This window comes from Thauera sp. SDU_THAU2 (assembly GCF_038260575.1).
GTDB lineage: Bacteria > Pseudomonadota > Gammaproteobacteria > Burkholderiales > Rhodocyclaceae > Thauera.
Window position 1 is genome coordinate 451,128 of sequence record NZ_JBBWUN010000003.1, and the last position, 26,114, is coordinate 477,241.

At 66.5% G+C, this 26,114-nt stretch carries 21 protein-coding genes; 9 read left to right on the top strand and 12 right to left on the bottom strand.

Going from position 1 to position 26,114, the window contains the following annotated elements; genetic code table 11:
- Nucleotides 1–11 precede the first annotated feature (11 nt).
- The 3 genes from AAFL97_RS03175 to dnaE all read left to right on the top strand — a co-directional run bounded on the left by AAFL97_RS03175 (nucleotide 12) and on the right by dnaE (nucleotide 5,758).
- Nucleotides 12–1,157, top strand: a complete 1,146-nt coding sequence (locus AAFL97_RS03175; RefSeq protein ID WP_341643678.1) for a phospholipase A — start codon at nucleotides 12–14, stop codon at nucleotides 1,155–1,157.
- A gap of 38 nt (nucleotides 1,158–1,195) precedes the next feature.
- A complete protein-coding gene (locus AAFL97_RS03180; protein WP_341643679.1) occupies nucleotides 1,196–2,170 on the top strand; it encodes a quinone oxidoreductase family protein in 975 nt (324 codons plus the stop codon).
- 63 nt (nucleotides 2,171–2,233) lie between these two features.
- On the top strand, nucleotides 2,234–5,758 hold the full coding sequence (gene dnaE, locus AAFL97_RS03185; RefSeq protein WP_341643680.1) for a DNA polymerase III subunit alpha: 3,525 nt from the start codon (nucleotides 2,234–2,236) through the stop codon (nucleotides 5,756–5,758).
- 27 nt (nucleotides 5,759–5,785) lie between these two features.
- Here dnaE and AAFL97_RS03190 read toward each other — a convergent pair whose 3' ends face one another.
- The 11 genes from AAFL97_RS03190 to AAFL97_RS03240 all read right to left on the bottom strand — a co-directional run bounded on the left by AAFL97_RS03190 (nucleotide 5,786) and on the right by AAFL97_RS03240 (nucleotide 17,161).
- Nucleotides 5,786–6,967 carry a HAMP domain-containing sensor histidine kinase gene (locus AAFL97_RS03190; RefSeq protein ID WP_341643681.1) on the bottom strand — a complete coding sequence of 394 codons (1,182 nt, stop codon included), beginning with the start codon at nucleotides 6,965–6,967 and terminating at the stop codon, nucleotides 5,786–5,788.
- 96 nt (nucleotides 6,968–7,063) lie between these two features.
- Entirely contained in the window at nucleotides 7,064–7,762 is a 699-nt protein-coding gene (locus AAFL97_RS03195; RefSeq protein ID WP_341643682.1) for a lipopolysaccharide kinase InaA family protein, read from the bottom strand.
- A complete protein-coding gene (locus tag AAFL97_RS03200) occupies nucleotides 7,743–8,435 on the bottom strand; it encodes a class I SAM-dependent methyltransferase (RefSeq protein ID WP_341643683.1) in 693 nt (230 codons plus the stop codon). The genes AAFL97_RS03195 and AAFL97_RS03200 overlap by 20 nt, the downstream gene beginning before the upstream one ends.
- Nucleotides 8,436–8,526: 91 nt before the next feature.
- On the bottom strand, nucleotides 8,527–9,198 hold the full coding sequence (locus tag AAFL97_RS03205) for a response regulator transcription factor (RefSeq protein ID WP_341643684.1): 672 nt from the start codon (nucleotides 9,196–9,198) through the stop codon (nucleotides 8,527–8,529).
- Between the two features lie 28 nt (nucleotides 9,199–9,226).
- Complete coding sequence (locus tag AAFL97_RS03210) at nucleotides 9,227–10,702, bottom strand: ArnT family glycosyltransferase (protein ID WP_341643685.1); 1,476 nt, start codon at nucleotides 10,700–10,702, stop codon at nucleotides 9,227–9,229.
- Nucleotides 10,695–11,708: a glycosyltransferase family 2 protein gene (locus AAFL97_RS03215; RefSeq protein ID WP_341643686.1), complete on the bottom strand. Its 1,014-nt coding sequence runs from the start codon at nucleotides 11,706–11,708 to the stop codon at nucleotides 10,695–10,697. The genes AAFL97_RS03210 and AAFL97_RS03215 overlap by 8 nt, the downstream gene beginning before the upstream one ends.
- The gene (locus AAFL97_RS03220; protein WP_341643687.1) at nucleotides 11,677–12,102 is read right to left on the bottom strand and encodes a GtrA family protein; all 426 of its coding nucleotides are present in this window, start codon (nucleotides 12,100–12,102) and stop codon (nucleotides 11,677–11,679) included. Before AAFL97_RS03220 ends, AAFL97_RS03215 begins: the two co-directional genes overlap by 32 nt.
- A 92-nt stretch (nucleotides 12,103–12,194) precedes the next feature.
- Nucleotides 12,195–12,494: an acylphosphatase gene (locus AAFL97_RS03225; protein ID WP_341643688.1), complete on the bottom strand. Its 300-nt coding sequence runs from the start codon at nucleotides 12,492–12,494 to the stop codon at nucleotides 12,195–12,197.
- Nucleotides 12,487–14,178: a SulP family inorganic anion transporter gene (locus AAFL97_RS03230; protein ID WP_341643689.1), complete on the bottom strand. Its 1,692-nt coding sequence runs from the start codon at nucleotides 14,176–14,178 to the stop codon at nucleotides 12,487–12,489. Before AAFL97_RS03230 ends, AAFL97_RS03225 begins: the two co-directional genes overlap by 8 nt.
- A 130-nt stretch (nucleotides 14,179–14,308) precedes the next feature.
- Entirely contained in the window at nucleotides 14,309–16,471 is a 2,163-nt protein-coding gene (metG, locus tag AAFL97_RS03235; protein WP_341643690.1) for a methionine--tRNA ligase, read from the bottom strand.
- Nucleotides 16,472–16,570: 99 nt separating this feature from the next.
- Nucleotides 16,571–17,161: an OmpA family protein gene (locus tag AAFL97_RS03240; RefSeq protein WP_341643691.1), complete on the bottom strand. Its 591-nt coding sequence runs from the start codon at nucleotides 17,159–17,161 to the stop codon at nucleotides 16,571–16,573.
- 174 nt (nucleotides 17,162–17,335) lie between these two features.
- Between AAFL97_RS03240 and apbC the strand changes: the two genes are divergently transcribed.
- Nucleotides 17,336–18,460: an iron-sulfur cluster carrier protein ApbC gene (gene apbC / locus AAFL97_RS03245; protein WP_341647084.1), complete on the top strand. Its 1,125-nt coding sequence runs from the start codon at nucleotides 17,336–17,338 to the stop codon at nucleotides 18,458–18,460.
- Nucleotides 18,461–18,533: 73 nt separating this feature from the next.
- Here apbC and pdxR read toward each other — a convergent pair whose 3' ends face one another.
- Nucleotides 18,534–20,036, bottom strand: a complete 1,503-nt coding sequence (gene pdxR / locus AAFL97_RS03250) for a MocR-like pyridoxine biosynthesis transcription factor PdxR (RefSeq protein WP_341643692.1) — start codon at nucleotides 20,034–20,036, stop codon at nucleotides 18,534–18,536.
- 178 nt (nucleotides 20,037–20,214) lie between these two features.
- Here pdxR and tauA point away from each other — a divergent pair, with 178 nt between their 5' ends.
- The 5 genes from tauA (at nucleotide 20,215) to AAFL97_RS03275 (ending at nucleotide 26,087) form a co-directional block, all read left to right on the top strand.
- Nucleotides 20,215–21,231, top strand: coding sequence for a taurine ABC transporter substrate-binding protein (gene tauA / locus AAFL97_RS03255; RefSeq protein ID WP_341643693.1), 1,017 nt, complete (start codon nucleotides 20,215–20,217; stop codon nucleotides 21,229–21,231).
- Nucleotides 21,232–21,296: 65 nt separating this feature from the next.
- Nucleotides 21,297–22,139: a taurine ABC transporter ATP-binding protein gene (locus AAFL97_RS03260; protein WP_341643694.1), complete on the top strand. Its 843-nt coding sequence runs from the start codon at nucleotides 21,297–21,299 to the stop codon at nucleotides 22,137–22,139.
- Entirely contained in the window at nucleotides 22,136–23,002 is an 867-nt protein-coding gene (locus AAFL97_RS03265) for an ABC transporter permease subunit (protein ID WP_341643695.1), read from the top strand. The genes AAFL97_RS03260 and AAFL97_RS03265 overlap by 4 nt, the downstream gene beginning before the upstream one ends.
- 113 nt (nucleotides 23,003–23,115) lie before the next feature.
- Entirely contained in the window at nucleotides 23,116–23,682 is a 567-nt protein-coding gene (gene dcd, locus AAFL97_RS03270; protein ID WP_263463008.1) for a dCTP deaminase, read from the top strand.
- A 161-nt stretch (nucleotides 23,683–23,843) separates the two neighbouring features.
- Nucleotides 23,844–26,087, top strand: a complete 2,244-nt coding sequence (locus tag AAFL97_RS03275; RefSeq protein ID WP_341643696.1) for an arginine/lysine/ornithine decarboxylase — start codon at nucleotides 23,844–23,846, stop codon at nucleotides 26,085–26,087.
- Nucleotides 26,088–26,114: the final 27 nt, after the last annotated feature.

Genomic DNA, 26,114 nt, shown 5'->3' on the forward strand with positions numbered 1-26,114 from the left:
TCGCCCACTGCATGCTCGCATGCACTCTGGGCCTGACGAACCTGCCCGCGATGGCGGACGGGTGGCTGCTGGCATCGCCCGAGCCGCGTGTGGTGCCGGGCCGCAGCTTCGACGTCGTGGTCATCGCCCCGGCGGATGGGGCGGAACTGCCGGAGCGCCTGGCGGCGCAGATCGAACTGCCCGACGGCGGCCCGCGCATCGGACTCGAACTGGTTGCCGCTGCCGCGACCGACGAGCGCACGCAGCAGCGGCGCTATCTCGGCCACTGGCCGGCCGAGGTCACCGGTTTCGCCACGCTGTCGCTGCCCGATGCGGCGTCGGCCCGCATCGTGATGGACGCGGGAGCGGCCTTCCGTACGCCGGTGGATACGGCGCAGTCGAACAACCTCTCGCGCAGCGGAACCGTCGTCCCGGCGACGACGACGCAGAGCGAGCCGGTCCAGCCTTCGGCGCTTGCCGCCCACGAGCCGATGTATTTCCTCGTCGGCGGCAAGGATCCGGTCTCGGCGCGCTTCCAGTTCAGCTTCCGTTACCGCATGTTCGACGACCAGGGCGTTGTCGGCGAGCATTTCCCGGTCGCGCGCGGGCTCTATTTCGGCTTCACCCAGACCTCGCTGTGGGACCTGCAGTCGGACTCGAAGCCTTTCCGCGACACCAGCTTCCGTCCCTCGCTGTTCTACCGCTGGCTGATCTCCGACCCTTCGCACGGCGGCTTCGTCGCCCTGTCCGGTGGCTACGAACACGAATCGAACGGCAAGGACGACGAGGATTCGCGCAGCATCGACACCTTGTTCCTGAAGGCCGAGGGGCGCTACTACCTGGATGACGGCGTGAGCTATTTCGGCCTCGAACCCAAGGTATGGAGCTATCTCGACCGCGAGGACAATCCAGATATCGCCCGCTACCGCGGCTATGCCGAATTGGGCTTGCGCTACGGCCGGGACGATGGCCTGATGCTCACGTCGCTGCTGCGCCGGGGCACGGCTGGCAAGATGCGCCGCCAGTTCGATCTGTCCTGGCCGCTGCGCCGCAGCGTGTTCTCGGGCGTGGGCGCCTTCCTGCACCTGCAGTACGTGGGCGGCTACGGCGAAACCCTGCTCGACTACGACAAGGACAACGGCGGCCAGTGGCGCATCGGCATCTCACTCGTGCGCTGAGGCACTGCCGCCGCGCACGTTCCACTCAGGAGACGGACATGACGCACGCGATTCGCTTTCACCGTACCGGCGGCCCCGAAGTGCTGCAATGGGAGGAGGTGGCGCTGCCGGCACCGGACGCCGGAGAAGTCCGGGTCCGGCAGCATGCGGTGGGCTTGAATTTCATCGACACCTATCACCGCAGCGGGCTGTATCCACTGTCGCTACCGTCCGGGCTGGGCATGGAAGCGGCCGGCGTCGTCGAGGCCGTCGGCGAAGGCGTGGCCGAGCTGAAGATCGGCGACCGCGTCGCCTATACCAGCGGGCCGCTCGGCGCCTATGCCGAGGCGCGCAACATCGAGGCCCGCCACCTCGTGCGCCTGCCCGAGGCGATCTCGTTCGAGCAGGGCGCGGCGATGATGCTGCAAGGCCTCACCGCGCACTACCTGCTGCACAGCACCTATCCGGTGAAGGCGGGCGATATCATCCTGGTGCATGCCGCGGCCGGCGGCGTCGGCTCGATCCTGGTGCAGTGGGCGAAACTGCTGGGCGCGACCGTGATCGGTACCGTCGGCAACGACGACAAGGCGGCGCAGGCGAAGGCGCTCGGCTGCGACCATGTGATCGTCTATTCGCGCGAGCGTTTCGCCGAGCGGGTGCGCGAACTGACCGGCGGTACGGGGGTAGCGGCGGTCTACGATTCGGTGGGCCGCGACACCTTCCTCGATTCCGTGTCCTGCCTGCAGCGGCGGGGCATGATGGTGAGCTACGGCAATGCCACCGGGCCGGTTTCGCCGTTCGACTGCGGACTGCTGGCGCGCGCGGGTTCGGTGTATGTCACCCGTCCGAGCCTGTTCGACTACATCGCCACGCGCGAGGAGCTGGAGGCACGCAGCGCCGCGCTGTTCGAACTCGTTGCCGCAGGAAAGCTGCGCATCGCCGTCAACCAGCGCTATGCGCTGAAGGATGCCGCGCAAGCCCATCGCGACCTGGAGGCGCGTCTGACCATGGGTTCGACCGTCCTGCTGCCGTAGCAGCACGGCGGCGAGCGGGGGATGAGGCGGTGAGAGCCGGCAGGCTCGGGTAAAATCGCGCCCATGACTGCCTCCCAGAACATGCTTTCCCAGGACTTGCCAGCTTCGCCGCCGCGCTTCGTCCATCTCCGCCTGCACTCCGAATACTCGATCACCGACGGCATCGTCCAGATCGACCAGGCCGTCGCCGCCGCCGCGGCCGACGGCATGCCGGCGCTCGGCATCTCCGACCTCGCCAACCTGTTCGGCATGGTCAAGTTCTACAAGACCGCGCGCGGCAAGGGTATCAAGCCGATCGTCGGCGTCGATGCCTGGATCCAGAACGAGGCCGAGCGCGACAAGCCCCACCGCGTGCTGCTGATCTGCAAGAACCGCGCGGGTTACGGCCAGGTGTGCGAGCTGCTGACGCGCGCCTATCTCGACAACAAGTACCGCGGCCGCGCCGAGATGCGGCGCGAGTGGTTCGAGAACGGCGCGGCGAGCGAACTGCTGTGCCTGTCGGGCGCGATGCAGGGCGACATCGGCGCGGCGATCGTCGCCGGCAATTCCGCGCAGGCGGCGCAACTGGCGGCGGACTGGGCACGGCTGTTTCCGGAGGCCTTCTACATCGAGATCCAGCGCGCCGGCCATTCGGGCACCGAAGGCTACATCCGCCAGGCGCTCGAGATCGCCGGCGAGCTCGGCCTGCCGGTGGTGGCGACGCATCCGGTGGAATTCCTCAAGCGCGAGGACTTCCAGGCCCACGAAGCGCGGGTGTGCATCGCCCAGGGTTACGTGCTGGCCGACAAGCGCCGGCCGCGCGACTTCACCGAAGAGCAGTACCTGAAGAGCCAGGCGGAGATGTGCGAGCTGTTCGCCGACATCCCCGAGGCGCTGGAAAACGCCGTCGAGATTGCCCGCCGCTGCTCGCTGACGGTGCAGCTCGGCAAGAACTTCCTGCCGCTGTTCCCGACGCCCGACGGCATGACGCTGGACGACTTCCTCGTCCAGGAGGCGAAGGCCGGCCTGGAGCGCCGCCTGGTCCAGCTCTACCCGCACCCCGAGGAGCGCGAGCAGCAGCGCCCGCGCTACGAGGAACGGCTCAAGTTCGAGACCGACACCATCATCCAGATGGGCTTTCCCGGCTACTTCCTGATCGTGGCCGACTTCATCCGCTGGGGCAAACGCAACGGCGTGCCGGTGGGGCCGGGGCGCGGCTCGGGCGCGGGTTCGCTGGTGGCCTATTCGCTGGAGATCACCGACCTCGATCCGCTCGCCTACGCGCTGCTGTTCGAGCGCTTCCTGAACCCCGAGCGGGTGTCGATGCCCGACTTCGACATCGACTTCTGCCAGGACAACCGCTACCGCGTCATCGAATACGTGCGCGAGCGCTACGGCAAGGATGCGGTCAGCCAGATCGCGACTTTCGGCACCATGGCCTCGAAGGCGGTGGTGCGCGACGTCGGCCGCGTGCTCGACCTGCCCTACGGCCTGTGCGACCGCCTGTCCAAGCTGATCCCGATCGAGGGCGCCAAGCCCGTCTCGCTGAACAAGGCCTACGAGATGGAGCCGCAGATCGGCGAGATGATGAAGGACGGCAACGACGGCGAGGCGATCCAGACCCTGTGGGGGCTGGCGCAGCCGCTGGAAGGCCTGTCGCGCAACGTCGGCATGCACGCCGGCGGCGTGCTGATCGCGCCCGGCAAGCTGACCGATTTCTGCCCGCTGTACATCGCCGACGGCGATGATGCCTCGCCGGTGTCGCAGTTCGACAAGGACGACGTCGAGGCGGTCGGCCTGGTGAAGTTCGACTTCCTCGGCCTGCGCAACCTCACCATCATCGAGCTGGCGCTGGAATACGTCGACCGCCTGGAAGGCAGCCGGCCCGACCTGATGAGCCTGGGCTTCGAGGACCCCGCCGCCTACCAGATCCTGAAGGACGCCAACACCACGGCGATCTTCCAGGTCGAATCGGAGGGCATGAAGAAGCTGCTGAAGAAGCTCGCGCCCGACCGCTTCGAGGACATCATCGCGGTACTGGCGCTGTACCGCCCCGGCCCGCTGGGCTCGGGCATGGTGGACGACTTCATCCTGCGCAAGAAGGGCCAGCAGGAGATCGACTACTTCCACCCCGACCTGAAAGCCTGCCTGGAGCCGACCTACGGCGTCATCGTGTACCAGGAACAGGTGATGCAGATCAGCCAGATCATCGGCGGCTACACCCTGGGCGGCGCCGACATGCTGCGCCGCGCGATGGGCAAGAAGAAGCCGGAGGAGATGGCCAAGCACCGCGCCACCATCGCCGAAGGCGCGCAGCAGAAGGGCTACGACCCGGCGCTGGCCGAGCAGCTCTTCGACCTGATGACCAAGTTCGCCGAGTACGGCTTCAACAAGTCGCACACCGCGGCCTATGCGGTGGTGACCTACCACACTGCCTGGCTGAAGGCGCACCACTGCGCCGCCTTCATGGCGGCGACGATGTCGTCCGACCTGGACAACACCGACACGGTCAAGATTTTCTTCGAGGACACCGTCGCCAACGGCATCAAGGTACTGCCGCCGGACGTCAATGCCTCGGACTACCGCTTCGTGCCGGTGGATCGCAAGACGATCCGCTACGGCCTGGGTGCGGTCAAGGGCGTCGGCGAGCCGGCGGTGCGGGCGATCATCGCCGCGCGCGAGAAGGCCGGCGCTTTCCGCGACCTGTTCGATTTCTGCGAACGCGTCGACCGCAGGATGGTGAACCGCCGCGTCATCGAGGCGCTGATCCGTTCCGGTGCGATGGACACGCTGGAAGGCCACGCCGGCCTCGATCGCTCGCAGTTGATGGCGACCGTGGCGCTGGCGATGGAAGCTGCCGAGCAGGCTGCGGCCAACGCGATGCAGGGCGGCCTGTTCGACATGATGCCGGAGGCCGCCGGCGCGGCGCCGGAGTTCGCCAAGCTGCGGCCGTGGACCGAGCGCGAGCGGCTGAAGGAGGAAAAGCTCGCCATCGGCTTCTTCCTCTCCGGCCATCCCTTCAATGCCTTCAAGCTCGAGGTGCGCCGCTTCGTGCGCCGCACGCTGGCGCAGCTCGAGCCTTCGCGCGACATCACGATGATGGCCGGCGTGGTGATGGAAACGCGTACCAAGATGGGCAACCGCGGCAAGATGGCCTTCGTCCAGCTCGACGACGGCAGCCAGCCGCGCGAGGTCGCGATCTATTCCGAAGTGCTCGATGCCAACCGCGGCAAGATTGTCACCGACGAAGTGCTGGTGGTCGAAGGCAAGGTCAGCAACGACGACTTTTCCGGTGGCCTGCGCATCGTCGCCGAGCGCCTGTTGACCCTGGGCGAGGCGCGCAGCCGCTTCGCCCGCGCCCTGCAGGTGCGCATCAACGGCGAAGTCGCGGCCAGCGGCGGCGCGCTCGCTGCGGCGGGCAAGTTGCAGACCCTGCTCGAACCTTTCCGCGAAGGCGGCTGCCCGGTGCGGGTCAATTACCGCAACGCCGCTGCCGAGGCCGACCTGCCTCTGGGTGACGGCTGGCGGGTGCGGCTGGACGACGCGCTGCTGGAGAGCCTGCGCGATTGGCTGGCGCCGGAGGCGGTGGAGATCGTCTATCCGAACTGAGCCTGCGGCGGCTGCGGGTGCAAGGCTTCATTCCTGAGCGTTGCGCGCAGCGTCCGGCAGGAACAGCAGATCCAGCACCGTGCCGCCGGCGTCGCTGCGGCGTACCCGCAGCAGCCAGCCCAGGCGCTCGCAGATCAGGCGGACGATGAACAGCCCCAGGCCGTCTTCAGGAACGAGACGGTCCGGGGGCGCGTTGAGGCGGGCACGGATGTGCTCGGGCAGTCCCGCACCGGCATCGCGGATGCTGAGGCTGTGGGCGCCGAGTTCGATATGCACCTTGCCGGCGGTATGGCGCACCGCGTTCTGTACCAGGTTGCGCAGCAGCATGCGTACCAGGGTCGGATCGGCGTGGATGACGGGGGCCGGCTCGGGCAATTCGCAACTGATGCGCCCTGCCTGTTGCGGCGTGCCGTCTTCGAGCTCTGCCACGATCGCGCGCACGCCGTCGGCGAGGTCGAGATCCTCCGGCTGGTCGCTGTCGCCCGAGCGGCGTGCGAGCTTGAGCAGGGTCTCGACGTCGGCGCGCATGTCGTCGGCAGCACGCCGGATGCGCGCCACGGTGCGGCGGTCGGCTTCGCCGAGCGAGTCGCGTTGCGCCAGCACGTCCAGCGCGCCTGAGATCACCGCCACCGGCGTGCGCAGCTCGTGGCTGGCCAGGCCGACCAGCGATTTCTCGCGCTGCACGTAGGCATCGAGCGCATCGAGCAACTGGTTGAGGGTGGCGGCGATGTTGGCCAGCTCCATGTCCTCGTAGCGGCTGTCGATGCGGGCGACCGGCGAGCCCGGCTGCAGGCGCGCGATGTGGCGGGTGAGATCGTCCAGCGGGCCGAGGATGCGGCGGGTACCGATGCGCGTCAGCAGCACGACCAGGCCGAGCACCAGCAGCGCGAACAGCCCCCAGCCGATCCGCTGCGCTGCTTCGCGGCTTTCCATCAGCGTGATGTCCTGGGCGAGATAGATCACGCCGGGCGGCTCTGCGATGCGTTCGATGGAGATCAGCCAGGTCTTGTCCGCTATTTCCACTTCGGCCGAGAACGGCACCGGGCGGTTGCGGAAGATTTCGGGCAGTTCGGTCGGGAGTGCACCATCGGGCACGTACAAGGTGGTCAGCAGTGCGGTGTCGCGGGATTCGACCTTCGTGCCGCTGACGTGCTGCTCGAGGAAGGCCCGCTCCAGTGCCAGTTCGTGCCGCAGGATGCTGTCTTCCATGTCGTCGGACGCTCTCGATGATGACCAGCGTAACGGCGACGTTGATGAAACCGATGGCGAGGAAGGTGCGGAACAGCCGGCGCGAGAGCGAAGTTTTCATCGGCGAATCGAGGCCCACCTGCCCGTCAAGGCATGGGTGTGGCTGGCGAGCAGGCGAGCCCAGTCCTGGTCATCGAAAAAGCGCTGGCGTCGGCGCAGCTGGGCGAGATCGTGGCGGGCCGCCAGGGTCGGCGTCAGGCGGTGGCGCATCTTCTCCAGGTCGAGCAGGGCGACATCGGGTCGCGCGTTGTCATGCAGGCGAACCATGACGTGTTTGTCATAGAGGCAGCTGTGTTGCAGATGCTCGCGGTGCAGGCGGCCGAGCATCCGGCCCAGCAGCTCGGCGATGGCGGCACGCCGGGCTGATGGCAAGGCTCCCAGTTCGTGCAGCGGATGGTAACCCGCCAGTGCGGCGGTAACCAGCACGGCTTCGGTGCCGGCTGCAGTATGCCGGACCGAGTGGAAGACCGGCGTGGGGGCGGCGATGCCCAGGGCGCGCAGGCGAAGCAGGAAGTGCCACTCCCGGCTGGCCGTGGGCCAGCCCAGCGGATGGCGAAGGCTGCGGCACAGGTGGTTGCATTGGCGCTTGATGTAGACCTCGCCATCTTCCACTACGGCCCGAATCACACCGCTCCAGCCGTTCCGCCGCTCGTTCGGCTCTTCCACCCAATCGCCCGGCAGCGTCCACCAGTAATCGAAATCGTGCTGTCCCGTGATCGGCGTTCCGGCGGGCCGTTCAGGCGCGGCGCAGAACATAGATGCGCCACATCGAGTGCAGGGGCAGGAAGTCGAGATGCCCGGCGATCTCGAAGCCGGCGGCAGAAAATTCGGCTTCCGCGGTGGCGCGCGGCAGTACGTAGCGGTTCTGGTAGCCAGTCTTGCCGCGCCGCTGCCGCCGCGCTTCCTGCTGCCTGCGCCGCCAGGACAGGTAATTGCCATCGACCCACAGCGACAGGATCACGCTGTCGCGGGTGACGCGATGGAATTCGCGCAGCATGGCGAGCCGGTGTCCGGGCTCGCCGATGTGATGCAGCAGGCGCATGCAGAAGACGCTGTCGACCGAGTCGTCGGGCAGGTCGATGGCGAAAGCCGAAGTGTGCAGCGGACGGATGCGCGCGCGCAGGCCTGCCGGACAGTGGCGCAAGGCGACGTCCAGCATCGCCGCGGAATTGTCGGCGGCGATGATCTGGCGATCTGGTTGCTCGCCCAGCACTTCCCAGAAACGCCCCGCGCCGCATGGCAGATCCAGCACCCATTGCGGTTCGCCGGCCAGCGCGAGAGCCCGGCGAGCCAGTTGCTGGTCGCGGTGGTTGGACAGGCGGCGGCGCAGGCCGCTGCGATGCTTGTCGTGATAAGCCTCGGAATGCTCGGCGTCGTATTTGGCGCTGAAGGGCAGTTCGACGTCGGCCGGGGCGGTGTTGCGGGACATGGTGGACTCCATTGGGTGCAGAGCCCACGCAAGGTAATCAGGCGGTGGTCAAGGAAAGGTGCGCAGAAAGTGAAAAAGATGTGAAACAGGCTCAGCCATCGGCAAGCCGGTAGCCGATGCCGTGCACCGTATGTAGCAGCGGCCGGGAAAAGGGTTTGTCGATCTGCTGGCGCAGCGCATGGATGTGGCTGCGCAATGCATCGCTGTCGGGCGGGTTGTCGCCCCACAGGGCGTCTTCCAGCACTTCGCGGGGAACGACGGCCGGGCTCTTGCGCATCAGCACGGCGAGCAGCTTCAGCCCGATCGGACCCGGGTGCAGGTTTTGTCCGGCGCGGCTGACTTCCAGCGTGTCGAGATCGTAGCGCAGATCACCGACGCACAAGTCGCGGCGCATGCCGCCATGGCTGCGCTTGAGCACGGCCTCGATGCGTGCGGCCAGTTCCGGCAGGGCGAAAGGCTTGGTCAGATAATCGTCCGCGCCGCTGTGAAAGCCCTGCAGGCGGTCGTCCAGCGCGTCGCGCGCGGTCAGCATGATCACCGGCACGTTCTTGCGTTCGCCGTTGCGCAGGCGCTCGCACAGGCTGAAGCCGTCCACGCCGGGCAGCATCACGTCGAGCACGATCAGGTCGTAGTGCTGGGTGGCCGCCAGATGCAGGCCGGTGAGGCCGTCGGCGGCGCAATCCACGACGTAGCCTTTCATGCCCAGGTAATCGACCAGGTTGGCCAGGATGTCGGCGTTGTCCTCGATGACCAGCAGACGCATCGGCAGTCTCGTAAAAGTGGCCAAACCGTCAGTGCGGTGTCGGCGGGTTGTATTGCAGCAGGATGTGTTGTGCGCCGCGGAAGCGTACCGTCAATCTGTGGGCGGCGGCCTGTTCCAGCCACTCCTGATCGCGTCGGCGGACGGCGACGAACAGGGGTTCCGTCGCTTGTGCCAACATCGGCAGCAGATCGGTGCGCTTGATGCGGCGGGCGGCGTCGCGCGAATAATAGCGCGCGGAAAACGGCATGTCGTCCAGGTAGTACAGGCGCTCGACACTGCCGCCCGGCAGTATTTCGAGGGCGGCGATCAGCGGCGCGGCGGATTTCAGCTTGTACGGATGCAGGGCGAGGTGGACGCCTGCCGCGCTGAGCGTCAGCGGCACCGCCAGCACCAGCGCCAGCGCCAGCGCCGTCCGCCGGACTGACGTGGCGTCCAGCAGTGGCTGCAGGCCGCGCGCGATCAGGATGGCGAGAAAAGGCAGGCCCGGCAGCAGGTAGGTCCACAGGATGTTGCCGGCAACGCTGAAGAACACTGCCGGCGCAAGTCCGGCCACCAGCAGCAGGCGCACGTCCTCGTCGGCCAGTGCCTCGCGCAGCCTGGCGCGGCCGGTTTGGCTGCACAGGCGATGGACGAGCAGCGCCAGGCCGGCGATGCCCCAGGGGAAGCTCGCCCACAGCAGGAACAGCCAGATCGTGCCGTAGGGCTGGTGATGGGCGTTGCCGTACAGGTCGCCGGCCCAGCCCGGATCGACGAAGCGGCGGAAGTGCTCGCCGACGAGGAAGTAGTCCAGGAAGCCCGGCGTCTTCAGTTCGGCAGCCACGTACCAGGGCAGCACCAGCGCGGCGACCAGCAGGCTGCCTCCCTTCCACGGCAAGGCGGCCAATGCGCGGCGCCAGCTGCCGCTGCACAGCAGCCAGATGCTGCCGGGCAGGCCGACCAGCACCAGCGCCAGAGGTCCTTTGGCGAGCAGGCCGATCGCCAGGCCGACGAAGAACAGCCAGCCCCAGGGGATGGGGCGACCGCGGACGGCGAGGGCCAGCGAGACCAGGCTGAGGGTGGTGCCGAAGGCAAGGAAAGGGTCGGTGAGCACCGCGCCGGCACTGACGAAGGGCAGGGCCATGCTGGCCAGCACCAGGCCGGACCACCACGCCAGGCGTTCGCTGCCTTGCTGTCGCGCCAGCCGCAGCGTGAGCCACAGGATGCCGATCATGGCCAGCCAGCTCGGCAGGCGGGCGGCGAAGTCATGCACGCCGAACAGTTTCAGGGACGCTGCCTGGGCCCAGAAGGACAGCGGCGGTTTGCCCCAGAAAGGTATTTCCGGTGTGAACCAGGGCGTGATCCAGTCGCCGCGCTCGGCCATCAGGCGGGCGGTTTCGGCATAGCGCGGCTCGGTGGTGTCGCTCATCGGCAGCACGGTCATGGTCAGCAGACGCAGGCCGAGTATTGCGCACAGCAGCCAGAACAGGCCGAATCCGCTCGTCGGCCGACGGATGGAATCAGGCATGGCGGCGCCTCTTCCATTCGGCCGCCTGGGTGCCGCCGAGGATCAACTGCTCGTCCTGTATTAGGTAGAGCGGCCGCTGCTTGGCTTCCAGATAGGTCTTGCCGACGTATTCGCCGACGATGCCGATGCCGAGCAACTGCATGCCGCCCAGCAGCGCGAGCAGCGCCACCAGCGAAGGGAAGCCGGCCGCCGGGTCGCCGAACAGCAGGGCCTTGGCGACGATCCAGAGACCGTAGAGCCCGCCTGCCAGCGCGGTCAGCGCGCCGGCCAGGGTGGCGAGGCGCAGCGGTGCGGTGGAGAAGGAGGTGATGCCTTCCATCGCCAGGCCCGCCAGCGCGGTGTAGCGCCATTTGCTGCGCCCGGCGTGGCGCGCGGCACGGTCGTACTGCAGTATCGCGGTGGGCAGGCCGATCCAGGCGTAGAGGCCTTTCATGTAGCGGTTGCGCTCGGGCAGGCGCAGCAGCGCATCCACCGCGCGCCGGCTCATCAGACGGAAGTCGCCGGTGTCGAGCGGAATCGGTGCCGGGCTGAGCCGCGCCAGCAGGCGGTAGAAGGCGTGGGCGCTACTGCGCTTGAGCCAGCTTTCGCCGGCGCGGCTGCGGCGCTGCATCTGCACCACGTCGGCACCGGCACGCCATTGCGCGATCATGTCGGGAATCAGTTCCGGCGGGTCCTGCAGGTCGGCATCGAGCACGATCACGGCTTCGCCGCGCGCATGGGCGATGCCGGCGCTCATCGCTGCTTCCTTGCCGAAATTGCGTGTCAGGCGAATCAGGCGGAGGTCGGCGCCGCGTGGTTGCATGGCAGCCAGCAGCGTGGCGGAACCGTCGTCGCTGCCGTCGTCGACGAACACCAGCTCGACGCTCAGCTCGAGCGTATCGAGCACCTGTTCCAGCCGCGCCACACAGGCAGGCAGTACTTCGCGCTCGTTGTAGAACGGCACGACGATGCTGAGGGTGGGCAGGGCACGCCGCTCAGGCAGGCGTTTGAGCATCTGCGGCTTCATCGAAGACCATCCTTGCGTAGAGCAGGTAGCTGAGTGCAGCGCTTGCTCCGCTCGTGCCTGCCTGCGCGAGGGCCGGCGGCCAGCCTGCGGGGCCGTGCAGCAGGGCGAAAAGCAGCAGGTTGGCCAGCCAGGCGAGCGCGCAGCTTGCCAGGTAGCGCGGCAGGGCACGATCGTGGGCTGCACGGCTGGCGAAGGCATGGCGGCGCTGCAGCGGATAGTTGGCGGCCGCTCCCGTGATCGCACCCGCCGCAGTGGCGACATGGGCGTCGATGCCGGCCGCGATCAGCGCACTCATACACAGCCAATGGATGAGCGTCGCCATCCCGCCCGCGAGAGCGAAGCGGGCAGGGCGGCGAAAGGCGGCGGTCGAGGTGCTGGGGTTGGCGGCGTTCATCGGCCGCCACTATGGGCAGGCCGGCGTTGTGGAAACGTCAGGGAAATGTGCAGAAAACGTGAACGTGCGGCGCCTGGGCCACGGGGGATTCTTCAGGCAGTCGGTCGTTGTTCGAATCCATTCACGGCTTCCTCGTCGGCCGCGCTGACGTCGATGCGTGCGACCCTGGCTTTGGGCGGCCCTTGGTGCGCCCAGCCGATGAATGCGTCGACAGCCGGCAGCGGGCCGATCAACAGTGTTTCGACGCTGCCGTCGAGCCGGTTACGGACCCAGCCGCACAGGCCCAGCCGGGTGGCTTCGGCCTGTGCGCCGGCGCGGTACCAGACGCCCTGGACCTTGCCGTGGATACGCAGCAGGCGGGCAGCGGTCTGGGGCTGATCCTGTTCAGGCATAGGCGACCTCCGGGCGGGTGCCGCTGAGCCACTGGGCGCGCAGCAGGGCGTCGGTGATGTTGGCGGCGATGTTCTCGTCGCCAAGGCTTTCCATGAAGCCGGAACGGAACACCAGCGAACCGGGCTGCGAGTTCAGCCCGCACAGGATCAGGTGGGCGCCGCGCTTCTGCAGGTTGCGGTGCAGGGTCTGCAGGATGTCCAGCCCGGTGGTGTCCAGGCTGATGACCTTGTCCAGATCCAGGATCACCACGTCGGGGTGGCCGTGCTGCATCAGCAACAGGTTCTCGAGCTTGTTGGCGGCGCCGAAGAACAGGCTGCCGAACATCTTGTAGGCAAGGATGCGCGGGGTGCCGTCCTCGCGCTGCATCGCTTCGTTGCCGTAGTAGTCTTCCAGCGGCACGCGTTCGATGCGGGTCAGGTCCGACATGCGGTAGATGAAGAACAGGCTGGCCAGCACCATGCCCAGCTCCACCGCCAGCGTCAGGTCGAACACCACGGTGAGGAAGAAGGTGGAGAGCAGGATCGTGCGGTACTGCAGCGTATAGCGCGCCAGTTCCTTCGGCGCGAAGGCGTGCCATTCGCCCATGTTGATCGAGACGATGACGACGATGGCCGACAGCGTGGCAAGCGGGATGGCGCTGGCGAGCGGCGCCAGCGCGAGCACGATCGCCAGCAGCACCAACGCATGGAGGATGCCGGAGACCGGCGTGCGGCCGCCGGTGCGGATGTTGGTGGCGGTGCGGGCGATCGCGCCGGTGGCGGCGAAGCCACCGAACAGTGGTGCGGCGACGTTGGCGATGCCTTGCGCCATCAACTCCTGATTGGGATCGTGGCGGTCGTCGATCTGGCTGTCGGCGACGCGGGCCGACAGCAGTGATTCGATGGCGCCGAGCAGGGCGATGGTGAGCGCGGGCGCCACCAGCTTGCCGAGCGTGCCCAGGCTCAGTTCCGGCAGGCCGACGCTGGGCAGTTCCTGAGGGATGCCGCCGAAGCGGCTGCCGATGGTGTCGATCGGCAGTGCGAACAGGGCGTTGATCGCAGTCATGATGATCAGCACTGCGAGCGGTCCCGGCAGGCGTGCCATCCAGCGCACTTTCCGCGCTTGACGGTTCCAGACGACGAGCATCGTCAGCGAGGCGACGGCGACGGCGACGGTGGGTAGGTCGATGGTCGGCAGAGCAGCCCACAACGCGATCATCTTGGCGAAGAATTCGCCAGGCAGGTTGTCGATCTTCAGGCCGAGGAAATCCTTGATCTGAGAAATGAAGATGACGACCGCGATGCCGTTGGTGAAGCCGATGACCACCGACAGCGGAATGAAGCGGATCATGCTGCCGAGCCGTAGTGCACCCATGGCGAACAACAGGATGCCGGACATCATCGTCGCGATCAGCAGGTTCTGTACGCCGTGGTCGACGACGATGGCGTAGATGATCGGGATGAAGGCGCCGGTCGGGCCGCCGATCTGCACCCGCGAGCCGCCGAGCAGCGAGATCAGCAGGCCGGCGACGATCGCGGTCCAGATGCCGGCGGTCGGGGTCATGCCGGAGGCGATGGCGAAGGCCATCGCCAGCGGCAGGGCGAGCACGCCGACGGTGATGCCGGCGGAAAGGTCCTGGGCGAAACCCGCGCGGCCGTAGCCGGGCAGGGTGTCGAGGAGCTTGGGTCGGAACTGGATTTTCATGTCGTCTCCGCTGCGAGTCAGAACGAGGCAAACCTGTGGCTGCCCCTTCGGGCAGCATTACGGAGACGGTCGCCCTCGTCCTGCGCGATGCAGGATGATCCAGCGTTTCGAGGGCGTCAGCGGCATGGCTTTACTTGACCCGCATGCCGGGCGCGGCACCGGCGTCGGGCGACAGGATGTAGAGTCCGCTGGTCTTGCCTTCGGTATCGGAGGCAGCCAGCACCATGCCTTCGCTGAGGCCGAACTTCATCTTGCGCGGCGCCAGGTTGGCGACCATGACGGTGTGGCGGCCGACCAGCGTGGCCGGGTCGTAGGCCGCCTTGATGCCGGCGAAGACCTGGCGCGGCTTCGGGTTGCCGGCTTCGTCGGTTTCGCCGATGTCGAGCTGCAGGCGAATCAGCTTGTCGGCGCCTTCGACGTGCTGCGCATCGACGATCCTGGCGATGCGCAGATCGATCTTGGTGAAATCGTCGATCGAGATGTACGGCGATGCACTCGTTTGCGCTGTCTCGGCAGCCTGGGCGGCGTGCTGCTGCTTTTCGGCGTGGCGCTGCTGCGAGGAGGCGTCCTTGGCCGGTGCGGCTGCGGCCGGGGCCAGCGATTCGCGGTTGGCTTCGAGCAGGGCGTCGATCTGCTTGCGCTCGACGCGGGTCATCAGGTGGCTGTAGGGCTGGATCGCGTGGCCGGCGGGCAGCGTGGCCCAGTCGCCCTGCCAGTCCAGCGCCGGAATCGACAGGAAGGATTCGACCTCGGCGGCCAGCGCCGGCAGCACCGGCTTCAGGAAGCGGGCGAGGTCGCGGAACATGTTCAGCGCGGTGCTGCACACGGTGTGCAGGCGGGCTTCCTGGCCTTCCTGCTTGGCCAGTTCCCAGGGCTTGTGGTCGTTGACGTACTGGTTGGCGAGGTCGGCCAGGCGCATTATCTCGCGCAGCGCGCGGCCGTAGTCGCGTTCGTCGTAGGCGGCGGCGATGGCGCCGTCGGCCCAGGCGGCGGCGAAGTCGGCGCAGGCCCGGGTGTCGGTTTCGCCCAGCCTGCCGTCGAAGCGCTTGCCGATGAAACCGGCGCAGCGGCTGGCGATGTTGACGAACTTGCCGACGAGGTCGGAATTGACCTTGGCGATCATGTCGTCGAGGTTGAGGTCGACGTCTTCCATGGTGCCGTTCGACTTGCCGGCGAAGTAGTAGCGCAGCCACTCGGGATTGAGCTTCTGCGCGATGTAGGAGTGCGCGGTGATGAAGGTGCCGCGGCTCTTGCTCATCTTGGCGCCATCGACGGTCAGGAAGCCGTTGACGCACAGTTGGCTGGGTGTGGCATAGCCGGCGAACTTGAGCATCGCCGGCCAGAACAGGGCATGGAAGTAGAGGATGTCCTTGCCGATGAAATGCACCATCTCGGTGCCGGCCGCAGCGGCGCGTTCGCCGTCGGTGTAGTCCTCGACGACGATGTCGCCGCGCTTGTCGGCGAGGTTGCGGAAGCTGGCGAGGTAGCCGATCGGCGCGTCGAGCCAGACGTAGAAGTACTTGCCGGGGGCGCCGGGAATCTCGAAGCCGAAGTAGGGGGCGTCGCGCGAGATGTCCCAGTCGGACAGCTTGTTTTCTCCCTCTTCGCCCAGCCATTCCTTCATCTTGTTGGCGGCCTCCATCTGCAGGCGGCGTTCGCCGTGGGCGTTGGTGCCGCGCGTCCATCGGCGAAGGAAGGCGACCGCGCGCTCGTCCGACAGGCGGAAGAAGTAGTGCGTCGAAGTGCGCAGCACCGGCTTGGCGCCGGACACGGCAGAGTAGGGATTCTTGAGTTCAGTCGGCGCGTAGGCGGCGCCACAGGCTTCGCAGTTGTCGCCGTACTGGTCTGCCGCGCCGCATTTGGGGCATTCGCCCTTGATGAAGCGGTCGGGCAGGAACATTTCCTTGACCGGGTCGTAGTACTGCTCGATCTCGCGGGTGTCGATCAGGCCGCCGGCCTGCAGCTTGCCGTAGATGTCCGCGGCGTAGTCGCGGTTCTCGGCGCTGTGGGTGGAGTGGTAGTTGTCGAAGGCAACGCCGAAGGCGGTGAAGTCGCGCAGGTGTTCGCCATGCACGCGATCGATCAACTGCTCGGGCGTCAGCCCCTCCTTTTCGGCGCGCAGCATGACCGGCGTGCCGTGGGTGTCGTCCGCACAGACGTAATGCACCGAATGGCCCCGCATGCGCTGGTAGCGCACCCAGATGTCGGCCTGGATGTAGCCCACCAGGTGGCCGAGGTGGATGTCGCCGTTGGCATAGGGCAGGGCGTTGGTGACGAGGATCTTGCGGGGCATGGTCTGTGGAACGTGGATCAAAGGATGCGAGTTTAGCAAAGCACGACAACTGCTGCCCCGCTGCGTGAGTGGCCGAGGGGGCGTCTGTGGGGCAGCCCGTCAGCGCATTTCGCGCAGCAGCAATTCGACGCGTCGGTTGCGTGCGCGTCCTTCCTCGGTGGCGTTGCTGGTGAGCGGGTCGGCTTCGCCGCGGCCGTCGGCACTCAGGTGATCGAGGGCGATGCCGCGTTCGGCGAGATGAGCGGCAACGGCTTCGGCACGTTCGATCGACAGGCGCAGATTGACCATTTCGCTGCCCTGGCTGTCGGTATGACCGATGACCTTGACTGCGACGCCGGGTTCGGCGGCGAGCAGCGGTGCGATCGCATCGAGCGCGGCGGCGAGCGGTGGACGGATGACGGTGCTGCCCGAGGTGAAGCCGTCGGATACCGGGATCTCGATCCGGAAGCCTTGCGCATCGGCCGCGCCGATGGTGACGCCGGGTGCGCTGCGCGTGGCCTCGTCCATCGCCTGCCGGAGTACGGGCCAGTCCGGTGCCGGCGCCGTCTGGCGGACGAGGGCATGCAGGTGGATCGGGTCGTCGGCGACCGCGGCGGGCGCGTCGGGCGTGCCGGTGGTGGCGCAGGCCTGCACCAGCAGTGCGGCGCCGAGGGCGAGGAGCGTGGAGCGGAGGGAGGCGGAGATGTTCATTGCCGGAAGTAAGGTCGATGGGGCAGGGGCGCTGCCGAGGGTGGAAAGCAGACGAAATTCGGGCGTGCAGATTGGCCGGCCGGTCGCGGCCGATCCGCGCCGGCAGGAAACCCCAATGGTAGCGCGGGTGAGCGTTGGCGGAGGCTCCGGTATCATTCCCCCGTTTTCGCCCGGCTGCGGGCGTTCCGATCATCGAGGAAACAGGCAATGAGTCTCGACCAGCAAACCGTCACCGACGTGCTCAAGTCGGTCATCGATCCGAATACCGGCAAGGATTTCGTCTCCGCCCGCTGCATCCGCAACCTGGTGGTGGAAGGCGGCAATGTCGCCTTCGAGGTCGAGCTCGGCTACCCGGCGAAGAGCCAGCACGAACCCATCCGTGCCTTGCTGGCGGAGGCGCTGGCAATGGTGCCGGGCATCGGCCGCATCGACGTCGAGGTCAGCAGCAAGGTGGTGGCCCATGCCGTGCAGCACGGTGTGAAGCTGCTGCCGGGGGTGCGCAACATCATTGCCGTGGCTTCCGGCAAGGGCGGCGTGGGCAAGAGCACGACCTCGGTGAACCTGGCGCTGGCGCTGGCGGCCGAAGGCGCGCGGGTCGGCCTGCTGGATGCGGACATCTACGGCCCGTCGCAGCCGCAGATGCTGGGCATCGGCGGCCAGCGGCCGGTGTCGGAGGACGGCAAGACGATGATTCCGCTCGAAGCTTACGGCATCCAGGCGATGTCGATCGGCTTCCTGATCGAGCAGGACACGCCGATGGTCTGGCGCGGCCCGATGGCGACGCAGGCGCTGAACCAGATGCTGAAGGACACGGCCTGGCAGGATCTCGACTACCTGCTGATCGACATGCCGCCGGGCACCGGCGACATCCAACTGACGCTGTCGCAGAGCGTGCCGGTGACGGGCGCGGTCATCGTCACCACGCCGCAGGACATCGCCCTGCTGGATGCGCGCAAGGGCCTGAAGATGTTCGAGAAGGTGGGCGTGCCCATTCTCGGTCTGGTCGAGAACATGAGCATCCACATCTGCTCGAAGTGCGGCCACGAGGAGCACATCTTCGGCCAGGGCGGCGGCGAGAAGATGTGTGCCGACTACAACATTCCCTTCCTGGGGGCGCTGCCGCTGGACATCCAGATCCGCTCCGAAACCGACGGCGGCAAGCCGACCGTGGCCGCCGACCCGGAGGGCCGCATCGCGTCGATCTACAAGCAGATCGCGCGCAAGGTGGCGGTGCGCATCGCCGAGAAGTCCAAGGACATGACGCACAAGTTCCCGAACATCGTCATCAAGAACAGCTGAGGCGGCGCAGACGTCGGTCGCCGATCCTGGGCGACGAGGGCGGCGGGCCCGCTGGAAAGGAAAGGGCGGGCGCTCAGCCGGAGGCGGCCTCCGTATTTGCCGCGACGTCGCGCCAGGCCCGCCCCAGTGCGGCGATGCCCGCTTCGATGCGATCCTCTGGAATCGCTCCGTAGCCGAGGCGGAAGAAGCGCCGGGGCGGGTTTTCGCCGATGAAATGGATCTCGCCGGGTTCGATCAGGACGCCGAGCTTCGAGGCCTGGCGATGCAGGTCCCATGCGTTGAAATCGGCCGGGCCCTTGATCCACAGCGAAGAGCCGCCGGCCATGCCGTGAGCCTGGAAATCGGGCAGATGGACGTCCAGCGCGCGGGTGAGTATCCGCCATTTGCGTCCCAGGCTGTCGCGCAGGCGGCGGATGTGCTCGTCGTGATAGCCCATCGACAGGAAGAGCGCGAGGATGCGCTGGTTGTTGAGCGGCGGGTGGCGGTACATGTAGCGGCGCAGCGCGCGCAGTTCGTGTATCAGCTCCTCGTCGGCGACGATGAAGCCGAGGCGCACGCCCGGCAGCAGGCTCTTGGTCAGGCTGCCGACGTAGATCACCCGTCCGCTGTCGTCGAAGCTCTTGAGCGCCGGGTGGTTGCTGCCGAGGTAGTTGTGTTCGCTCTCGTAGTCGTCCTCGATGAGCAGCAGATCGTTTGCACGCGCACTTGCCAGCAAGGCCATGCGCCGATAGACCGGCATCGTCACGCCGGTCGGTGATTGATGGCTCGGTGTGCAGAAGACGAGGTCGCAGCCCTCGAGCTGCGCATCGACCACCAGGCCCTGATGGTCGATGCGCAGCGGCTTCAGGGGGCTGCCGCCGAGGCCGAAGATGTGGCGCGCATCGACGTAGCCGGGGTTCTCGATGCCGATGCGCACGCCCGCTCCGCCCAGCAGCGTCGCCAGCAGGTAGAGGGAGTTCTGTGTGCCGATGGTGATGAGGATCTCTTCCGCGCGCGCCTTGATCGCCCGCTTCGGCAGCAGACGCTGGATGATCTGCTCGACCAGCAGCGGGTCGTCCCGGTTGATCTGGTCGTCGATCCAGTGCCGCATGTGGGCGCCGAGCGAGGCGATGCGGGCGCAGTTGCGCCAGCGCGCCGCGGTCTGCTGATCGAATTCCACCTGGCCGTAGATGAAGGGGTAGCCGTAGTCGTGCCACTGCCGCGGCTTGACGATGCCGCGCAGTTGCGAAGGCTGGTGCCGGAGCCGGCGATCCCAGTCCGGCGCCTCGTCCGGCCGCTCGAAGAGTTTGCGCGGGCTGGGCTTGAGGCGCACGCCGAGCTGCTCGCGCAGGTATTTCTCGTTGATGAAGTAGCCCCGGCGATCCACCGGCGTGAGGTAGCCGTCGTTGACGAGCTGCTCATACACCAGCACCACGGTGTTGCGTGAAACCCCCAGCAGCGTGCTCAGCTTGCGCGAGGAGGGCAGCGCTTCGGTGGGTGACAGCGCGCCGTCGATGATCGCGTCCAGCAGGTTCTCGCGCAATTGCTCCTGCAGGCCGCGGCCGGCCTCGAAGGGGCGGAGGTATCGCTCCAACATGGTTCATGATCCTGTTGCGATGCACCAAACTGATGCGTCCGTGAATGGGTAACCGACTGATGGGACAGGAATCTTTCGATTTCTGGCACCAGTGGTGAACCGGCCTGGATCTATAGCAAGTTATGGGCCCCTCATAACATCGATGCCAGCAGGAACCACTTCCAACAGGAGCGTCACCATGTTCAAGAAACTGCATGACCGCACGTGCCGCAAGCTGCTCGTGCCCCTCGCCACCCTTGTGTTCGGCGTCGCCGGCAGCGCGCAGGCCGAGACGGTCACCATCGGCATACAGAGCATGTTCGGGCCGTGGAAGCAGGCCGTCGTCGAGAAGGCGTTCGAGAAGGCGACCGGCTGGGACATCAAGTGGCGCAACTTCGACAGCGGCGGCGACGTGATGATGGCGATGGCCTCGGGTGACGTGCAGATCGGCGTGGCCGGCAGCAGTCCGGTGGCGGCGGCCGTCAGCCGCGGTGTCGAGGTCGAGGTGTTCTGGGTGCTCGACAACATCGCCGACGCCGAAGCGCTGGTCGTGCGCAAGGGCAGCGGCATCGAGGCGCCACAGGATCTGGCCGGCAAGAAGCTGGCCGTGCCCTTCGTGTCGACGACCCATTTCCATGCCTTGTTCGCGCTCGAACAGTTCGGCCTGGGCGGCAAGGTGAAGGTCATCAACCTGCAGCCGTCCGACATTCCCGCCGCCTGGGAGCGCGGCGACATCGATGCCGCCTTCATCTGGGATCCGGCGCTGGGGCAACTCAAGAAGAGCGGCAAGGTGCTGCTGACCTCGGGCACGCTGACCGGATGGGGCAAGGCGACCTTCGACGGCCTGGTGGTGAACAAGGGTTTTGCCGCCAGGAATGAAGCGCAGATGACGGCTTTCACCAAGGTGCTGCAGACGGTGACGGCGAGTTATGTGGAGGCTCCCGAGCGGTGGACGCCGGATTCGAAGATGGTCATGCAGGTGGCCCAGCAGTCGGGCGTGAAACCCGAGGAGGTGCCACCGGTACTGGCCTTGTACCAATTCCCGCTGGCTGCCGAGCAGGCCGGCGGGAACTGGCTGGGCGGCGGCAAGGACAGCGGCGCGGCCAGGGCGCTGGCCGCCACCGCGGCTTTCCTGAAGGAGCAGAAGAAGGTTCCGGCGGTACTGGACGACTACGGTGTCGCCGTCACGTCGCGCTTCGTCGATGCCGTGAAGTAAGGGCGGTCAGTGATTCCGCGCGTGCTGCCGCAAGGCCGCCCGCGCCTACAGGGCAGGAGACGGGCATGAGCCTGAGTCTGAAAATACACGATGTGTCGGTGGTGTATCCCGGCAGAGAGAAAGGGCAGTCGGTGACGGCACTGTCCGGTGTGAATCTGGAAATCGTCGCGGGCGATTTCGTCGTCGCGCTGGGGGCGTCGGGTTGCGGCAAGACGACGCTGTTGAACCTGATGTCGGGCTTCATCAGCCCGACTTCGGGTCTCATCACGCTCGGCAACTATCATGGCAGGCCGCCCGAACAGAGCGATTCGGTGGCGATGCTGCGCGACCAGGTGACGGGGCCGGGGGCTGAGCGCGGCGTGGTGTTCCAGAAACACGCGCTGATGCCCTGGCTGAACGTCCTCGACAACGTCGCCTTCGGCCTCAAGCTGCGCGGGGTGGCGAAGACGGAGCGCGAGGAAAGGGCGATGCACTTCCTGCGCCTGACCGGGCTGGAGGATTTCCGCCGCCATTCCATCCACCAGTTGTCGGGCGGCATGCAGCAGCGTGTCGGCATCGCCCGGGCGCTGACCAACGATCCGCACATGCTGCTGCTCGACGAGCCGCTCGGCGCGCTCGATGCACTGACGCGCGAGCGTCTGCAGGAATTGATCCTCGAAATCTGGCAGCGCACGCAGAAGATGATGTTCTTCATCACGCATGACGTCGAGGAAGCGCTTTTCATGGGCACCCGGCTCATCATCATGTCGCCGCGCCCGGGGCGCATCACCCACGAGTTTCCGCTGGATTTCGGCCGGCGATTCCTCGAGTCGCGCAATGCGCGCGCAATCAAGTCCAGCCCGGATTTCATCGCCTTGCGCGAGCAGGTGCTGGGCATCATCCACGGCGACGAGGAGGCGGCAGCATGAAGATACAGGACAGAGCCGGCGGCGGCCTCGTCGGGCTGCTGCGGTCCATGCGCCGCGCCAGCCCGGTACGTCCGGGCGAGCAGTACGGCGCGCCGGGCAATGGCGACAGCCTGATGCTGAGTCTTTGCACGATTCTCGTCTGCATGGCGCTGTGGCAGGTGTCGACCAGCCAGGGCTGGGTGAAACCCTTGTTCCTGCCGTCGCCGGGGGCGGTGTGGACGCAATTCATCGAGGTCGCACGCGATGGTTTTGCCGACGCGTCGCTGCTGACCCACATGGGCTGGAGCGCCTTCCGGGTCTTCGGCGCTTTCCTGCTCGCAGTGCTCACCGCCGTGCCGATCGGCATCATGATGGGCGTCAATCGCGTCGCCCGCGGCATCTTCGATCCGCTGGTGGAGTTCTACCGGCCGCTGCCGCCGCTCGCTTATCTGCCGCTGGTGGTGATCTGGATGGGCATCGGCGAAGGCTCGAAGCTGCTGCTGATCTACCTGGCGATGTTCGCGCCGCTGGCGCTCAGCGCCCGTGCCGGTGTCCGTTCGGTCGCCATCGAGCAGATCCACGCCGCGTACTCGATGGGCGGCACGCGCTCGCAGGTGCTGCGCCACGTCATCCTGCCTGCGGCCTTGCCGGAAATCCTGACCGGGATGCGCATCGCCATCGGCTTCGGCTGGACCACGCTGGTCGCGGCCGAGATGGTCGCGGCGACCGCGGGGCTGGGTTTCATGGTGCTGAGCGCGTCGAAGTTCATGGTCACCGACGTGGTCATCATGGGCATCCTGGTCATCGGTGCGATGGCGTTGCTGTTCGATCTCGGCATGCGCGCGCTCGAACGCCGGCTGGTGCCGTGGAAGGGCAAGGTCTGAGTGCTTGCGCAACAAGCGCCGTGAAGGTTCTTTCCCCTTCGCGGCGCTTGGCCTACACTACGCGGCTTTCCCGACCGCAGGCGGTCGCAACGCATTCGCTGGAACCCGCGCCCATGTCCATCAAGTCCGACAAGTGGATCCGCCGCATGGCCCAAGAGGCCGGCATGATCGAGCCTTTCGCGCCGGAACTGGTGCGCAGCAACGAAAGCGGCCGCATCGTTTCCTACGGTACTTCGAGCTACGGCTACGACGTGCGGGTGGCGAACGAATTCAAGATCTTCACCAACATCAATTCGACCATCGTCGATCCGAAGGACTTCGATGCGCGCAACTTCGTTGATTTCACCGGCGACGTGTGCATCATTCCGCCGAACTCCTTCGCGCTGGCGCGCACCGTCGAGTATTTCCGCATTCCGCGCAGCGTGCTGACGGTCTGCCTGGGCAAGAGCACTTACGCGCGCTGCGGCATCATCGTCAACGTCACGCCGCTGGAACCCGAGTGGGAAGGCCACGTGACGCTGGAGTTCTCCAACACCACGCCGCTGCCGGCCAAGATCTACGCCAACGAGGGTGTGGCGCAGATGCTGTTCTTCGAGTCGGACGAAGTGTGCGAGACCTCGTACAAGGACCGCGGCGGCAAGTACCTCGGCCAGACCGGCGTCACGCTGCCGAAGATCTGAGCGAACGGACGCCGTGACCACGATGATGGGGCCGCCTGACGGCCCCTCGTGCTTTTTCCGCTTCATTCCGCGCTTCGCTGCAACATTCACGCCTGCGCAAAGATCGGCGGCTTACACTTCCCTTTTTCCGTCCCGCAAGGACCCCGCTGGAGACGATCAGGATGAGATTCCACTTCCCCATCATCATCATCGACGAGGATTTCCGCTCGGAAAACTCTTCGGGCCTGGGGATTCGCGCGCTGGCGAAGGCGATCGAAGACGAAGGCATGGAAGTGCTCGGCATCACCAGCTATGGCGACCTGACCTCCTTCGCCCAGCAGCAGAGCCGCGGCTCGACCTTCATCCTGTCGATCGACGACGAAGAGTTCTCGTCGCCCGAGGCCTCGGCCAAGGCGATCGCCGATCTGCGCGCCTTCGTCGAGCAGATCCGCTTCCGCAATGCCGAGATCCCGATCTTCCTGCACGGCGAGACGCGTACCACGCGCCACATCCCCAACGACGTGCTGCGCGAGATGCACGGCTTCATCCACATGTTCGAGGACACGCCGGAGTTCATCGCCCGCTACGTGGTGCGCGAGGCGAAGAACTACCTCGAATCGCTGCCGCCGCCTTTCTTCCGTGCGTTGACCCACTACGCGGCGGACAGCTCGTATTCCTGGCACTGCCCGGGGCACTCGGGCGGGGTCGCCTTCCTGAAGAGCCCGGTGGGGCAGATGTTCCACCAGTTCTTCGGCGAGAACATGCTGCGTGCCGACGTCTGCAATGCGGTGGACGAACTGGGCCAACTGCTCGACCACACCGGTCCGGTGGCGGCCTCGGAGCGCAATGCGGCGCGCATCTTCAACTGCGACCACCTGTATTTCGTCACCAACGGCACGTCGACCTCGAACAAGATGGTGTGGCACACCACCGTGGCGCCCGGCGACATCGTCGTCGTGGACCGCAACTGCCACAAGTCGATTCTCCACTCGATCATCATGACCGGCGCGGTGCCGGTGTTCCTGACGCCGACGCGCAACCATTACGGCATCATCGGGCCGATCCCGCTGGAAGAGTTCTCGATGGAGAACATCCAGAAGAAGATCGAGGCCAATCCCTTTGCGCGCAACGCCAAGAGCAAGAAGCCGCGCATCCTGACGATCACGCAGTCGACCTACGACGGTGTGGTGTACAACGTCGAGACGATCAAGGAGATGCTCGACGGCGAGATCGATACGCTGCACTTCGACGAGGCCTGGCTGCCGCACGCGGCTTTCCATGACTTCTATGGCGACTACCATGCCATCGGTGCCGATCGTCCGCGCTGCCGCGAATCGATGGTGTTCTCGACCCAATCGACCCACAAGCTGCTGGCCGGCCTGAGCCAGGCGTCGCAGATCCTGGTGCAGGACTCGCAGACGCGCAAGCTCGACCGCGACATCTTCAACGAGGCCTACCTGATGCACACCTCGACCTCGCCGCAGTACGCGATCATCGCGTCCTGCGACGTGGCGGCGGCGATGATGGAAGCGCCGGGCGGCCCCGCGCTGGTGAACGAATCGCTGAGCGAAGCAGTCGAGTTCCGTCGCGCGATGCGCAAGGTCGACGCCGAGTTCGGCGACGACGACTGGTGGTTCAAGGTGTGGGGGCCGGAATTCCTCGCCGAGGAAGGCATCGGCGGCCGCGAGGACTGGACGCTGAAGGCCGGCGAGCGCTGGCACGGCTTCGGCGACCTGGCCGAAGGCTTCAACATCCTCGACCCGATCAAGGCGACGATCATCACCCCGGGTCTGAACATGGACGGCGACTTCGCCGAACATACCGGCATCCCGGCGGCGATCGTCACCAAGTACCTGGCCGAGCACGGCATCATCGTCGAGAAGACCGGGCTTTACTCCTTCTTCATCATGTTCACCATCGGCATCACCAAGGGCCGCTGGAACACGATGGTGACCGAGCTGCAGCAGTTCAAGGACGACTACGACCGCAACCAGCCGCTGTGGCGCGTGATGCCGGAGTTCATCGCCAAGCACCCGCGCTACGAGCGGGTCGGACTGAAGGATCTGTGCGACCAGATCCACAGCTTCTACAAGGCGCACGACATCGCCCGCCTGACCACCGAGATGTATCTGTCGGACATGGTGCCGGCGATGAAGCCGGCCGATGCCTTCGCCAAGATGGCGCATCGCGAGATCGAGCGCGTGTCGCTGGACGAACTCGAAGGCCGTGTCACCGCGATGCTGGTCACGCCGTATCCGCCGGGCATCCCGCTGCTGATCCCGGGCGAGCGCTTCAATGCCACGATCGTGCGCTACCTGAAGTTCGCACGCGATTTCAACTCCCGCTTCCCCGGTTTCGAGACCGACATCCATGGTCTCGTGAAGGGTGAGGACGGTCGCTATCACGTCGATTGCGTGAAGGACTGATCGACGCCGGCGGTGGTACAGGCATGA